The 13684-nt window shown below is 58.6% G+C and carries 13 protein-coding genes; 9 read left to right on the top strand and 4 right to left on the bottom strand.

Translation table 11 applies throughout. The annotated features are described in order from the left end of the window. Nucleotides 1-164 precede the first annotated feature (164 nt). The 3 genes from OZ656_RS19895 to ahpF all read left to right on the top strand — a co-directional run bounded on the left by OZ656_RS19895 (nucleotide 165) and on the right by ahpF (nucleotide 3969). The gene (locus OZ656_RS19895) at nucleotides 165-1421 is read left to right on the top strand and encodes a BCCT family transporter (protein WP_227548768.1); all 1257 of its coding nucleotides are present in this window, start codon (nucleotides 165-167) and stop codon (nucleotides 1419-1421) included. A gap of 196 nt (nucleotides 1422-1617) precedes the next feature. Beyond that, on the top strand, nucleotides 1618-2181 hold the full coding sequence (gene ahpC / locus OZ656_RS19890) for an alkyl hydroperoxide reductase subunit C (RefSeq protein WP_011787240.1): 564 nt from the start codon (nucleotides 1618-1620) through the stop codon (nucleotides 2179-2181). 222 nt (nucleotides 2182-2403) lie between these two features. After that, complete coding sequence (gene ahpF, locus OZ656_RS19885; RefSeq protein ID WP_199451933.1) at nucleotides 2404-3969, top strand: alkyl hydroperoxide reductase subunit F; 1566 nt, start codon at nucleotides 2404-2406, stop codon at nucleotides 3967-3969. Nucleotides 3970-4049: 80 nt separating this feature from the next. On the opposite strand, the gene OZ656_RS19880 is transcribed toward ahpF, so the two are convergent. After that, entirely contained in the window at nucleotides 4050-4721 is a 672-nt protein-coding gene (locus OZ656_RS19880; protein ID WP_228285468.1) for a transglutaminase family protein, read from the bottom strand. Nucleotides 4722-4908: 187 nt separating this feature from the next. On the opposite strand from OZ656_RS19880, the gene OZ656_RS19875 reads away from it, so the two are divergent. Further along, nucleotides 4909-6075, top strand: a complete 1167-nt coding sequence (locus OZ656_RS19875; RefSeq protein WP_199451931.1) for an ABC transporter substrate-binding protein — start codon at nucleotides 4909-4911, stop codon at nucleotides 6073-6075. A 40-nt stretch (nucleotides 6076-6115) separates the two neighbouring features. On the opposite strand, the gene OZ656_RS19870 is transcribed toward OZ656_RS19875, so the two are convergent. Continuing rightward, nucleotides 6116-7147, bottom strand: a complete 1032-nt coding sequence (locus tag OZ656_RS19870; protein ID WP_023008741.1) for a histone deacetylase family protein — start codon at nucleotides 7145-7147, stop codon at nucleotides 6116-6118. Between the two features lie 114 nt (nucleotides 7148-7261). Here OZ656_RS19870 and OZ656_RS19865 point away from each other — a divergent pair, with 114 nt between their 5' ends. The 3 genes from OZ656_RS19865 (at nucleotide 7262) to OZ656_RS19855 (ending at nucleotide 9846) form a co-directional block, all read left to right on the top strand. Further along, entirely contained in the window at nucleotides 7262-7834 is a 573-nt protein-coding gene (locus OZ656_RS19865) for a YgjV family protein (RefSeq protein WP_113879346.1), read from the top strand. Nucleotides 7835-7912: 78 nt separating this feature from the next. Further along, complete coding sequence (locus OZ656_RS19860) at nucleotides 7913-8203, top strand: encapsulin-associated ferritin-like protein (protein WP_011787234.1); 291 nt, start codon at nucleotides 7913-7915, stop codon at nucleotides 8201-8203. A 116-nt stretch (nucleotides 8204-8319) separates the two neighbouring features. Then, on the top strand, nucleotides 8320-9846 hold the full coding sequence (locus OZ656_RS19855) for an NAD(P)/FAD-dependent oxidoreductase (protein ID WP_199451930.1): 1527 nt from the start codon (nucleotides 8320-8322) through the stop codon (nucleotides 9844-9846). 1 nt (nucleotide 9847) lies between these two features. Here OZ656_RS19855 and OZ656_RS19850 read toward each other — a convergent pair whose 3' ends face one another. Then, on the bottom strand, nucleotides 9848-10918 hold the full coding sequence (locus OZ656_RS19850) for an SDR family oxidoreductase (RefSeq protein WP_286714212.1): 1071 nt from the start codon (nucleotides 10916-10918) through the stop codon (nucleotides 9848-9850). Between the two features lie 79 nt (nucleotides 10919-10997). On the opposite strand from OZ656_RS19850, the gene OZ656_RS19845 reads away from it, so the two are divergent. Next, nucleotides 10998-11366 (top strand): MerR family transcriptional regulator, encoded by a 369-nt coding sequence (locus OZ656_RS19845; protein WP_199451928.1) that lies wholly within the window; start codon nucleotides 10998-11000, stop codon nucleotides 11364-11366. 94 nt (nucleotides 11367-11460) lie between these two features. Then, on the top strand, nucleotides 11461-12765 hold the full coding sequence (locus OZ656_RS19840; protein WP_199451927.1) for a hypothetical protein: 1305 nt from the start codon (nucleotides 11461-11463) through the stop codon (nucleotides 12763-12765). On the opposite strand, the gene OZ656_RS19835 is transcribed toward OZ656_RS19840, so the two are convergent. Then, the gene (locus tag OZ656_RS19835) at nucleotides 12740-13579 is read right to left on the bottom strand and encodes a TlpA disulfide reductase family protein (protein WP_289008393.1); all 840 of its coding nucleotides are present in this window, start codon (nucleotides 13577-13579) and stop codon (nucleotides 12740-12742) included. The genes OZ656_RS19840 and OZ656_RS19835 overlap by 26 nt on opposite strands. Nucleotides 13580-13684 lie beyond the last annotated feature (105 nt).

Raw genomic sequence — 13684 nt, 5'->3', positions numbered from 1 at the left:
AGTCCCGGCCCGGGTACGCAAGGTGCCCGGGTAGCAAGCCCTCAGGATTTCCCTATCAGCGCGACGGCATCCCGCCGTTTTCGGGCGACTGATAGGCAAGTCCTGGGTTTGTGTCCGATTCGAAAGAAGCAGCGCTTACAAAGTAGAGGAGGAACACCCATGCTGTGCACTACAATGACAAGGAACAACCGGAGGGAGATCGCATGACACTCTGGTTATCCACAGGCCTGATCTTTACCTTCGCCGCCATCGCCCTGATTCTGTATCGGTGGTGGGACATGCAGTGCATCGGCGTTACGCCGGTTCGCACGCTGACCTTCATTGCCATCCTGTTCACCTCCGGTCTGGATGTGGGGCTGATCATGTTCCCTCTCACCGAGTTCGGTGGTTACGGCAATGTCTCTGAAAACCCGGAATACGCCTTTGCCAACCCGCTGGCCATTGAGTTCGGGTTCTGGGCCTTCCTGATCTGGGGCTTCTATTTCCTGACCTGCTTTTACTTTGCCATCATTGAGCCGCGGGTGAAGTTCTTCGAGATTCCGATGGTGAAGCTGGTCAACAACGTGGTGATTATCGGCACCTGCGCGTTCACCGCTTACCTGCTGTTGGTGAATCTGCCCTGGTATCTGCCGCAACTGGGCGATGGTGAATCGGTGGTGCCGGCGTTCTACCTCATCGTGTTCCTGTCCATTGCGCTGGCGGTGTATTCCAGCTCCAAGGTCAAATACATCCGCATTCTGAGTGTTGGTTCCAGTGTGCTTTTCATTACCCTGATTGCGGGTATGTGGTTCCGGGCATTTGTTCTGGGTAAAGGCTCGCCGGCAGATTTCTTTGGCACCGCCGGCATGCTCGGTGAGTACTTTGCCAACATCCATCACTTTGTCCTGCCCATCAACGACTACCACGAGTTTTATCTGTTCTGGTGGTTTGCCTGGAGCATCATGATTGGTCAGTTCACCGCGCGTTTCGTGAGTGGTATCAAAACCTGGCAGCTGCTGATTGCCATGCTGGTCGTGCCGTCCGTTGCCATTGGCGTGTGGTTCAGCGTGCTCTATTACTATCACGCGGAGGGGCTGAAGATTGCCGCCTTCACCAACATCGCCATGATCTCGGTGGGCGTGTTGATGGTCATCAACTCCCTGGATTCCCTGATCCGGCTCTACACCGATAACCTGAACCTGACGGCGCAACGCCTGGGGCGGGTGAATTATGTGCTCTTCAACCTGGTGGCCATGGTCGGGCTGACCATGTTGTTCAAGCTGGATTTCCTGCGGATTCAGTGGGTGGGTGCGCTGGTCATTGCACTCTACTTTGGTTGCTTTGGTTATATACTGCTCAGGAAACGTTCAGAGGTGGCTGCCATCCAAACGTCACCAAAAGAAAATATTCTGGACTTCCGCAAGATTGAACTTGCAGGTTAAGGCCCCATATCAATGGCAGGTGGCTGAAGGCCCGGAAGGCTTTTGGCCGCCATGTTTAGCCGAAGTTGATGGCTGTATATAGGCTATGCCTATGCTGAGATTGGAAATAATCAATTTTCACTCAGATGGTCAAACCCGTATCTTGTGCATCGTTTCCAAACCATCAGTTAAATGAACCGACAGGAGTTATTCTGAGATGGGTATCGTTAACAGCGAAATCAAACCGTTCAACGCCACCGCATTCAAGCAGGGCGAGTTCGTAGAAATTTCTGAAGCCGACGTTAAAGGCAAGTGGGCCATCTTCTTCTTCTACCCGGCCGACTTCACCTTCGTGTGCCCGACCGAGCTGGGCGATGTGGCTGACAAGTACGAAGAGCTGCAGAAGCTGGGCGTAGAAGTGTTCTCTGTATCTACTGATACTCACTTCACCCACAAAGCATGGCACGACACTTCCGAGACCATCGGCAAGATCAACTACTACATGGTTGGCGACCAGACTGGCACCATCACCAACAACTTCGGTGTTATGCGTGAAGGCCAGGGCCTGGCAGACCGCGCCACTTTCCTGATCGATCCGGACGGTATCATCCAGGCTGTTGAAATCACTGCCGAAGGCATCGGCCGTGACGCAGACGACCTGCTGCGCAAGGTTAAAGCCGCCCAGTACGTTCGCAACCATCCTGGCGAAGTTTGCCCGGCCAAGTGGAAAGAAGGCGAAGAAACTCTGGCTCCGTCTCTGGACCTGGTTGGCAAGATCTAAGTTTCCCCGATTCGGTGAAACTTACAGAAAGGCCCGCACTGCGGGCCTTTTTTGTATCTATCAATCGTTACGACTGAATTTTATAGGTATGGCCTATCAGAAGGTTTGGGTCAATCAATTTGAGCAACGAACCGTCTGGCCGTATCTTAATCATAACTTCAGATAACGATTCATTATTGAATTCAGAAACTTAGTTTCACGACATAAAGGGGAATACCAAACATGTTGGATGCCAATATCAAAGGACAGTTGAAGGCCTATATGGAAAAGCTGCAGCAGCCGATTGAGCTGGTGGCAGCCTATGACGACAGCAAGAAGTCCGAGGAGCTCAAGCAGCTGCTGGAAGAAATCGAGCCGATGTCCGAGAAGATCAGCCTGCGGACCGAGGAATCGACTGAGGTGCGTCGTCCGTCCTTCGCCATCAATCGTGTAGGCACCGACATTGGCGTTCGCTTTGCCGGTATTCCCATGGGCCACGAATTCACTTCGCTGGTGCTGGCCCTGCTGCAGGTGGGTGGCCATCCATCCAAGGCGTCTCAGGAAGTGATCCAGCAGGTTCAGGAGCTGGAAGGTGAGTTCGAGTTTGAAACCTACTTCTCGCTGTCCTGCCAGAACTGCCCGGACGTGGTTCAGGCCCTGAACCTGATGAGCGTGCTGAACCCGAACATCAAGCACACCTCCATTGACGGTGCCCTGTTCCAGGACGAAGTTGAGCAGCGTGAAGTGATGGCGGTACCCAGTGTTTACCTGAATGGCCAGCCCTGGGGCCAGGGCCGGATGACGCTGGAAGAGATTGCGGCCAGGCTGGACACCAACTCGGCTGAAAAAGAAGCTCGTAAGATCAACCAGAAAGATGCGTTTGACGTTCTGGTGATCGGTGGTGGCCCGGCAGGCTCTGCTGCGGCTATCTATGCCGCACGAAAGGGCATTGCGACCGGTATCGCGGCTGAGCGTTTTGGTGGCCAGGTGGCCGACACCATGGGCATCGAAAACCTGATTTCTGTGCCTTACACCGAAGGCCCGAAACTGGTGGCGGCCATGGAGCAGCACGTCAACGAATACGAAGTCGACATCATGAACATGCAGCGTGCCGAGAAGCTGATTCCGGCCGAGCAGACCGGAGGCCTGCACGAGGTACGCCTGGCCAACGGCGGCTCTCTGAAAGCTCGCACGGTGATTCTGTCCACCGGCGCCCGCTGGCGTCAGATGGGTGTGCCGGGTGAGGAAGAGTACCGCAACAAGGGCGTGGCCTACTGCCCGCATTGCGACGGCCCGCTGTTCAAAGGCAAGCGCGTAGCGGTGATTGGCGGTGGTAACTCCGGCGTGGAAGCGGCCATCGACCTGGCAGGTATTGTCGGCCACGTGACGCTGATCGAGTTTGGCGAGCAGATGCGTGCCGATGAAGTGCTGCAGAAGAAACTGCGTAGCCTGAACAACGTGAAGATCATTACGTCTGGCCAGACCACGGAAGTGGTGGGTACCGATGGCAAGGTCAGCGGCCTGAACTACACCGACCGTACCACCGGTGAGTCGCATCACGTTGAACTGGAAGGCGTGTTTGTTCAGATCGGCCTGGTGCCGAACACCGAGTGGCTGAAAGGCGACATCGAACTGAGCCAGCACGGCGAGATCATCGTAAATGATCGTAACGAGACCTCGATCCCGGGTGTGTTCGCGGCAGGCGATGCCACCACCGTGCCCTACAAGCAGATCGTGATCTCTATGGGTGAAGGTTCCAAGGCTGCCCTGAGCGCCTTCGATTTCCTGATCCGTAATTCTGCTGAGTAAGTTGTTCACACAAGCCTGAATTCAGGCTGACCCCTGAAACCGGCGCCCACGGGAAGTGGGCTGCCGGTTTTTTTATGGCTTCAGGAACGGTCCGAGATGTCCTGTTCCAGGCTGCCCGTCATGGTTTGGGGCTGGCCATCCGCTTCAAACAGGTGGCCATAGGCCCGGCGAACGCCGTCAACGATGAAATCGAAGGGCACATCGTCGAACACGCCGTGATCATTGATGTATTCCATATGCGCCTGGCCGTCTTCCGTGAATTCCTGGAAGACCGAGTCGTTCACCCCATCAAATGGCAGGGGCTCTACCTTCATCAGCTCGCATAACTGTCGGTTGAAGGCCGGTGTGGCTTTCACCCAGCGACCATTGAGATACAGCTCGATAAAGCCGTGCATGCGGAAAATGTCGGAACGCAGCCACTCAATCAGCTTCGGGCTGGACAGATGGTTACGTACATCCGCCAGGCCCAGCCGGCTGGGAATGCCGATGGAGCGGGCTGCGGCACCCAGCAGCACGGCTTTGGGAATGCAGTAGGTTTCGCCCGATTCCAGCGCGTAACTGGCCGAGAGCGTGCGTGGCTCGGTTCTGAACACGTAGGGGTTGTACTGGATGCTGTCGCGCACCGCCAGATACAGCGCCTTGATCTGTGCCACCGGGTCGTCCGCTACGCCGGCCAGGTGCTGCTGAACCCAGGCCTCGACGGCGGGATGGTCGTAGTCGAAGAAGGGGGTGGCTCTCAGGTAGTTTTCCATTCCGGGCATCCAGAGTTTGCGCATGGTTGGCTGATGATCTCCCGATTAGCAAGCTACAGGCAATGACATTTTCCACCAATCCGGGTGACCAGAGGCACCGGGTTCGATCGGCTGGGGAGAGGTCGATGCGGATACCGTATTGTTCGTTATACTGACCGGCAAGATTTGCCGACGGCTAAGGAGCTGCATGGTTTTACGTGTTGTACTGATGATCAGCCTGTTTCTGGGCACCGTTAGTCGGGTGGCGGATGCGGATACGCTCCCAAACCCGAGTGCGTCGGACACGCTCCCGAATGTGGTGTTCCTGTCACCGGATACATCCCGTTTCTGGCACATGGTTGCAGGTTTCATGGAGCAGGTGGCTGCGGACCTGGAGGTTGAGTTTGACGTCCTGTTCGATGAGGGGCGGCATCGGCTCAGTTATCTGAAGCTGGTCCAGCAAGTTCTCAGTCGGGAGGAGAAACCCGATTACCTGATCATCATGTGGAAGGAGCAGGTAACCGCGCAGATCCTGGATTATGCGCGCCGGCAAAGCGTTAAGGTGTTCTCGTTTAACACTGCGGTGCCAGAGGCCGCGCGAGAGAAGGTGGGTTCTGCGCCCAGAGAAAAAATGGAGAACTGGATTGGCCATCTGGGGGTCGATAATGTCTCCGGTGGTCAACTACTGGCCAGGATGCTCGACCAGCGAGCACGGGTGCTCAACCTGGTCAGGTCTGATGAGCCGGTACCTGTTGTTGCACTGACTGGCACCCTGGATTCCTCTGCAGCTCGTGATCGCAGTCTCGGGCTGCTTGAGGCGACGGATGGGGCAGGCTCGGAACTGTTGCAGTCTGTTCGTGCCGACTGGAGCGAGCTGGAGGCGAGAGACAAAACATCGGTGCTGTTGCGGCGGTATCCGAATACGGCTGCAATCTGGAGCGCCAGCGACGGCATGGCGCTTGGCGCCATGGATGCTGCCAGGCGCGCGGGCTTACGTCCCGGCAATGACTTGGTAGTGGGTGGCATTGACTGGGAGCCGGAAGCGCTTGCGGCGATTCGCGCGGGCGATCTGTATGTCAGTCTTGGCCGGCATTTCATGGGTGGAGGGCTGGCGTTATTGCTGGTGCACGACTATCACCGGGGATACGATTTTGCAGATAGCGGACAATCGGCCTCGATGCACTACCAGTTTAAGGCTGCGACTGCCGACAACGTGGACGACATCGCCCACATGCTTGCGCCGGAAAACTGGAAAGCTGTCGATTTCCGGGCTTTCAGTCGGGTGTTCAATTCGCAGCTCCGCGAGGTGCCTGTGAGTGCCGAGCGATTAATGGACGGCTTTTCGGCGGCGTTGATGAAACAGGGTGGCAGATAGCGCGCCGGAGGAAGGGGCTCCCTCCGGTCGCCAGTATTACTCAGGATTTTCCCTCAAAGCCCTGCATGACATTGACCGCATTTACGCCAATGGCGTCCACATCGTAGCCGCCTTCCATGGTAAACACGGTGGGCAAACCCAGCTGCGCCAGGCGCTGCCCCAGGCTGAGGTAGTCTTCCGAGGCCAGCTTGAAGAACGAGATGGGGTCGTGCTCGAAGGTGTCCACGCCCAGCGCCACCACCAGGGCATCGGGCTTGAACACTTCAATGCGCTCGCAAGCGGTTTCCAGGCCCTGGCTCCAGGTGCTGTAGGGCGTTCCCGGCGGATAGACGATGTTCAGGTTGTAGCCTTCGCCGGTGCCTTCCCCCAGCTCGTCTTCAAACCCTAGGAAGTGCGGGAACACCAGATCCGGGTCGCCGTGCAGGCTGATAGTGAGGACATCGGCCCGGTCATAGAAAATGGCCTGGGTGCCATTGCCGTGATGGAAATCCACATCCAGGATAGCAACCTTGCCGTAGCCCTGGTCCCGGAACGCCTGCGCCACGATAGCTGCGTTGTTGAAGAAGCAGTAGCCGCCGAACAGGTCGGCGTGGGCGTGGTGCCCGGGTGGTCGGCACAGGGCAAAGGCAGCGCGCTCACCATCGGCCACCAGTTTCTGGGCGGTCAGGGCCACGTTGGCGGAAGCGCGGGCGGCTTCCCAGGTGCCCTCCGAGATCGAGGTTTCGGCGGCAAAGCTGTAATAGCCCAGGCGGCCATCAATGTCCTTGGGAATCCGGTGGCGCATGCCCCGGCCTGCCCACACCGCGGGAATGGCTTCGCCGGGCTTGCCCGCAGCCAGCCAGTCCTGCCAGCAGGTCTCCAGAAACGCCACGTAATCCGGTGTGTGCACGCGCTGGATCGGCGCCAGCCCGAATTCTTCCGGCTCCAGAATCTCGCCCAGGGCCTGGTCTTTCACCCTGGCCAGGATGGTCTCGGCTCTTGAGGGTTTTTCATGGGGTTCGATCAGCAGGCCGCCATCCAGTTCGGTGCGTACATGGCGCCGGCTGTGCAACGGGGAGAAGACGGTTTTCATAGGGCGCGGGTCCTTGATATCAACGTGGAAGCACTCTGGCACAGGTTTGTGCATGGCTCAAACCCGGTAAGTGTGGCAGGCTGGGGTGCAGCATCGGGAGAGGGGATTACCGCTATGACAGAACTGGTTGCCGGGCTTACGCTCAGCCAGGGGCTGGGGCAGCTGTGTGGGTTGGTGGCCCTGGGGTTCTGTATTGCCGGTTTTGCCAACAAGAACGACGACCGCCTCCTGGTACTGCTGATTTCGGCCAATGTGGCCTTCGCCCTGATGTTCGCGTTCTTTCAGAGCTGGACGGCGGCGGCCCTGACGGTACTGGTGATCCTGCGCATCGCCCTGGCGCGCCGGTACCAGGGCAACGGGTTGATCATGGCGGTCATGCTGGTGGTCAATCTGCTGGTGGCCTGGGCAACCTGGACGTCTGCTACCGATGTGTTTCCCCTCACCGCCGCCGTTCTCGGCACCGTGGGCATGTTCATGCTCCGGGGTATTCCCCTTCGTATTGTTCTGGGGCTGGCGGCGCTGGCCTGGATGCTCAATAACCTGGTGATCGGATCCGTCGGCGGTACTCTGGCTGAGGGCATGGTGCTGGTTACCAACATCATTACCATCATCCGGCTGTACCGGTTGCAGAAACAATATCCCGGGCTTGATCTGCAGGCGCCACGGTCGGGAGAAGAGCGCGGGTAAGTTTGTCGTCGTCGCTGGCTTTGGCTATGGTCTAAGGGTGCCAACGGGCACCTAGTAACCGCCAATCAGGAGTGATGCATGGCAAACGACAGTTATCATGAGCCGGTGGGTGAACTGACAGACGACACCCGTGATATGCACCGGGCCGTCAGTTCGCTGATGGAAGAGTTTGAAGCCGTTGACTGGTACAACCAGCGGGTGGATGCCTGCAAGGATCCGGAACTCAAAGCGATTCTTGAACATAATCGCGACGAGGAGAAAGAACACGCGGCCATGGTGCTTGAGTGGATTCGGCGGAAGGATCCGACCATGGACAAGTACCTTCGGGAATTCCTGTTCAAAGAGGGGCCAATCGGTCACCACGACTGACTCAAACAGCCATATCCTGAGCGCAGATTGGCCAATTCCCGGAGCTGTCGGCCTGCGCTATCGTGATTCTCTACACGTGATTACAAGAAACGGATCGGATTCCGAGAGGGCAGGATATGGCTAAACAGCATTATGATGTATTGATCATTGGCGCCGGAGTATCCGGCATCGGCATGGCCTGCCACCTGAAACGGGAATGCCCTGGCAAGCGTTTCGCCATTCTGGAGCGCCGCCAGTCCCTCGGCGGCACCTGGGACCTGTTCCGTTACCCGGGTATTCGCTCGGATTCCGATATGTTCACCTTTGGTTATAACTTCCGGCCCTGGACCGGGGGCAAGGTGCTGGCGGACGGCGCTTCGATCAAGAACTACGTGGCGGAAACCGCGAAAGAGAACGATGTCGAGCGCCACATTCGTTATGGCGTGGCCGTGAAAACTGCGGACTGGTCCAGTGCCGACAAATGCTGGACCCTGACGGCCGAGAACGAGCAGACCGGTGATCGGGAAACCTTCACCGCCAGCTTTTTGGTGGGCTGTACCGGCTACTACAATTATGATCAGGGCTACAAACCGGATTTTCCGGGCGAGGCCGACTTCAAGGGGCAGATTGTCCAGCCCCAGCACTGGCCGGAAAACCTGTATTACACGGGCAAGAAGGTGGTGGTGATCGGCAGCGGTGCCACGGCCATTACTCTGGTGCCCACCATGGCGGAGAAGGCCGCACACGTTACCATGTTGCAGCGTTCGCCCACTTATCTCATGCCGCTGCCATCTACCGATAAAGTCACCCTGGCCTTGCAGAAAGTCCTGCCGGAAAAGGCCGCCTACCGGCTGACCCGTGCCCGTAATATCTCCATCTCCCGTTTGCTGTATGAGCGCTCGCGCAAGAGCCCGAAGGCCATGCGCCGGTTGTTCCTGGGAATCATCAAGCGCCAACTCAAGGGCAAGGCCGACATGCGCCACTTCAGCCCGGACTACAACCCCTGGGACCAGCGTCTGTGTGTAGTGAAAGATGGCGACCTGTTTGAGGCCATTAAAGCCGGCACCGCCTCCATCAAGACCGATCATATCGAACGCTTCACCAAAACCGGCATTCGCCTGAAGTCCGGTGAGGAGATGGAAGCCGACATCATCATTCCGGCTACCGGCCTGGACATCCAGATGCTGGGCGGCATCACGCCCCGGGTGGATGGCCAGGAGGTGGCGCTCAAGGACAAGGTGATCTACAAGAATGTGATGGTGGAAGGCGTACCCAACGCGGGCATGATCTTTGGCTACACCAACATTTCCTGGACCCTGAAAGCCGATATTGCCAGTGAGTACCTGTGCCGGCTGATCAACCACATGGATCGTAACGGCCATCAGGTGGCCGTGGCACGAGATACCGAGAACAGTAAAGGAGACGATACCATTCTCGGTTCCCTCGACGCGGGTTACATCAAGCGGGCAGAAGACCGGTTGCCGCGTCAGGGCACCCACGGCCCGTGGAAAGCCTCCCAGAACTATCTGCAGGATGTGAAGATCCTGCGCTTCGATCCCATCGAAGACGGCTATCTTGAGTTTGATGGCCAACCCAGTCGCGCGAGCGAAGGCCGTTCATCCGGTTTCCTTCGCCCGCTGCGTTCGGCTCTGTTCGGGGCCTGAGTCAGGCCCCGATTGTTACCGCTCCTCCGCCGACACCGAGACGTTGGCAGTAGTGTCGGCAGCTTGCCTCCAGGTACTGAGCGAACGGCGGTAAATGCACGTTCTGCTGCGCCAGAAACTGCTCTGTACGGGATGTGTCGAAACGGCAGGTCTGAATAAACGCCAGGGACTCCGGGGCCACCTTCAGCAGCCCGGGCAAGCCAGGTATGGCCAGCAGAGCTTTCATCACGCCGATAGGAAGATGCCTGCGGGGACCAGGCTTGCCCAGGAGTTGCGCAGCGGCCTGTAACAGTCCCGCCAGGTTGGGCGTGTTCTGGTCCAGCGCCAACAGCGTATCGGGCACCCGATTGGCCGTGCAGGCCGCTGCAATTAGTTGCGCCAGGCTATCCACCGGAATCAATGGCAACCAGTGCTCTGGCGACCCCGGAATCATGGCCAGTCGCCCGTGGTAAAGGTTGTCGAGCAAGCTGTACAGCGGTTGGGCCGGGTCCAGGTCCCCCGTTGAACGGTGGCCCGCCACCGTCGCCGGCTGTACTTCGACCGCATCCAGCCCGTGCTTTGCCACGAATTCCCGCAAGCGGAATGCGGATTCCAGTTTGCTGGCCTCATAGCCACCGGCTTGCCGGTACACCTGGCTCCAGTCGGTCTGCTCCGGGTGACTCAATTGAATGCCCTGGCGTGACAGGTGTGCCTCGTTGGCGAGCATGAACCCTGTGATAAACACCAGCCGGCAGTCCAGGTGGCGGGCCAGTTCCGCCACCCGAAGACTGCCGGTAACGTTGGTGTGACGGGCCTCATGCTCGGACAGGTTCCAGGCGAACCGGGCGGCCAGATGCACGATGCATTCGATGCGGTCCGGTAAGGTGACCAGGCCCAGGTCCGGCTTTTCCAGATCGCCTTCCAGGGCGGAAAACCGCTCCATGGCGACGCCCTGCTGTTCGAGAAAGCCGGTGAGCTGTGTCAGGCTGGACTTGGAGCGGGTCAGTGCCTGCACGTCATGCCCCTGCTGCAACAGGGTGAGGCAAAGATATTTACCAATAAAACCGGTGGCGCCGGTGATCAGGATGGTCATGGTGCGTTCCTTGTTCATTGAGTCGAACGCAGCCTAAAGTATGGAGTATGCTCGAAGGTCAACAGGGAGGGTGCTTGGCATGAGGATATCGGAACTGGAAAGGCGCACCGGGGTGACCCGGGATACCCTGCGCTACTACGAAAAACAGGGGCTGATCCGGGAGGTGGGCCGCAGCGGAAACAACTATCGGGACTACCCGGAGCAGGCCGTCGCGCGTGTGGCGATGGTGCGGCAACTCAAGAGCCTGGGTTTTTCGCTGAACGAAATCCGTGAGTTGCTGGATGCGGTTCGCTCGGACCGGATTGATTGCCTGCAGGGTGCGGCGGTGATGGCCCGCAAGAGGGCTCTGGTGGATGCCCGGATTCGCGAACTGAAGGCCGTCAGCGCGTTATTGAAACAGGAGCAGGCCCGCCTGGAGGCCAGTGCCAGGGAGCATGGGCTGGTTTGATGGCCATCCTCATAATTGCTGATGGCGCGGTAAAAGTAGCTTCCTTAACATAGGTGGTCTATTCGGGTTCCTTTGATCTGTCCGGGAAACGGTCTTGCTGCCACTTCGCTCTGCGTTAGCCTACGTTGCCTTACTCTCTGCCATTCTGGCGAGCCTGCCGGGTATGACCTATCTGGGTGCTGCCGCCGCGGGTGCGACCGTCTTGCTGGGCTGGCAGGACATGCGCAATGTGCCCCGGGTGGTGTTTGTGGTGGCCCTGGCCATGTTCGTTTTCGCCCTGGGCTATGACCCGGAGCTGATTGAGACCGCCTCCGGCAACATGACCCGGCTGGCCGGCCTGATGCTGGCGGTGATGCTGCTGTCGAATGTGTTGGCCCGTACGGAGGACCTGCAACAGATTTCCGTCAGTCTGTTTGGTGGTGAGCCGTTGGCCCGATACCTCAGCCTCGCGTTTGGCACTTCGCTGGTGTCTGTTCCCCTGAACTTTGGTTCGGTGGCGGTGGTGGGCAGCCTGGTGGGCGAGCGCATCCGTCGCAACGGCGATTCCGAGTCTACCCGCAATGCCACCCGGGCTGTTTTGCGAGGGTTTGGCGTCGCCCCCATGTTTTCGCCCCTGTCCATTTCAGTGGTGCTGACCCTGACGCTGTTGCCGCAGGTGAGTCTGCTTTCGCTGTTGTTGCTGGCGGTACCGTTTTCCGTGGTGATGGTGCTGGCGGGGCTGCACTGGCGAGAACCGGAACCGTTGCAAAGCACAGAGCGGAGCGTTAACCGTGCTGGCGCGGGTAGCTGGTTGCGTTTTGGTGGGCTGATTCTGGCAATCTGCGTGGGTGTACTCTGGCTCAGCCACCGGTTCGGGTTGAGTTATGCCCATGCGGTGGCCTTGAGCTGTCTGGCAGCGGTGCTCTTGTACCGGATTCTGGGTTGGTTAAAGCGGGAAAATCCGCCCCTGGCCAGCATGGCCAATGTCAGCAATGAGCTGGCCATTGTTGGTGGCTCGGCGTTTATCGGGGCGGTGCTCAGTGGTGTGGTACTGGGCCAGATCAGCGGTCAGCCGGAATTACCGGTGTGGCTCTGGGCGCTGCTGGCGGCCGGTGTACCCTGGGTGTTTTTTGCTGCCGGACTGGCGGGTATGAACCCGATTATTATTGCTACCCTCATTGGCGGTATTCTGGGTTCGCTGTGGCCGGGCGCAGCTCAGCTCGGCCTGGCCATCGCCATGGTTACTGGCTGGGGTATTACCGCCTTCGGCACGCCCTTTGCGGCCAATGCGTTAATTATGGAACGGCTGACCGGATACCGGACAAGGGATGCCTCGTTTCGCTGGAGCCTGGCATTGTCGCTGTCGGGTCTTTGCGCCGCCAGTCTTCTGGGCTTCAGTCTGACTCTGTGGCTGGCCTGAGGTAAGCCGGGTTGAAGCGCTCGATGCTTCGGGCCAGGCTGGCGCGGGACAGTTCGCCCATATGGGTATCCACGAGTTGGCCCTCGGCGTTGTAGAACAGGGTGGTGGGCAAGCCGTGGCTGCCGACTACCCGGCCAAACCGGTTCTGTCTGTCGCTCAGTACGTGGCTCAGGTTCAGATTCTGTGCCATCAGGAACTTGCGGATGGTTGCCGGATGTTCGCCCTGATTGGCGAACACAAAGTTCACGTTCGGGTAGCGTTGCTGGGCTTCTTCCAGCACAGGCATCTCGCGGATACATGGCGGGCACCAGGTGGCCCAGAGATTGACCACCGTGGGCTTGTCACCGGCCAGGCTGGCCAGGTCTACCGGGCGTTCGTTCAGATCGGTCAGCGCCACTTCCGGCAGGCCCCGGGTTTGCTGGTTGATCAGCGCAATAATGCCAGACATACCGCCCCAGATGATGAGGCCAGCCGCGACCGCCGAGCCCAGCGCCCGGCGTATGGCCGCCCGTTTCCACATCAGGTAACCGGTGAAGGCAAACGCAGCAAACAGGCCGGTCACCAGGTCGAACCCGCCGTCGCGGATGTCGATCATGCCCAGCCAGTCGCCCTGGTACTCGCTGAAGTAGCGCACCACAAAACCGATGCGGGCACTGACCATGGCCACTAGAAAGATATCGGCCAGGGTACCGGCCACCGGCGTTTTCTCTTTCCGGCCGATCAGGCCGCCAACCACCAGGGCAACCACGAAGGCCAGAACGAGAAGCAGGTGTCCGATGGACAGGCTGAGGGGGCCGATGCCTACGCTGAGCATGGAATCTCCGGAAATCGGTGAGTTTTTAGTAGCATACGGCGGCTAATGACCGCCGGGCCCTGTCAGAGTTCCATTTATCACCCTGAAAATGAAGGCCGGCCAATA

It is taken from the genome of Marinobacter sp. LM1 (assembly GCF_042763285.1).
Lineage (GTDB): Bacteria > Pseudomonadota > Gammaproteobacteria > Pseudomonadales > Oleiphilaceae > Marinobacter > Marinobacter nauticus.
The sequence above is the reverse complement of the archived record's forward strand: the minus strand, read 5'-3'. Positions and strand labels throughout refer to the sequence as shown.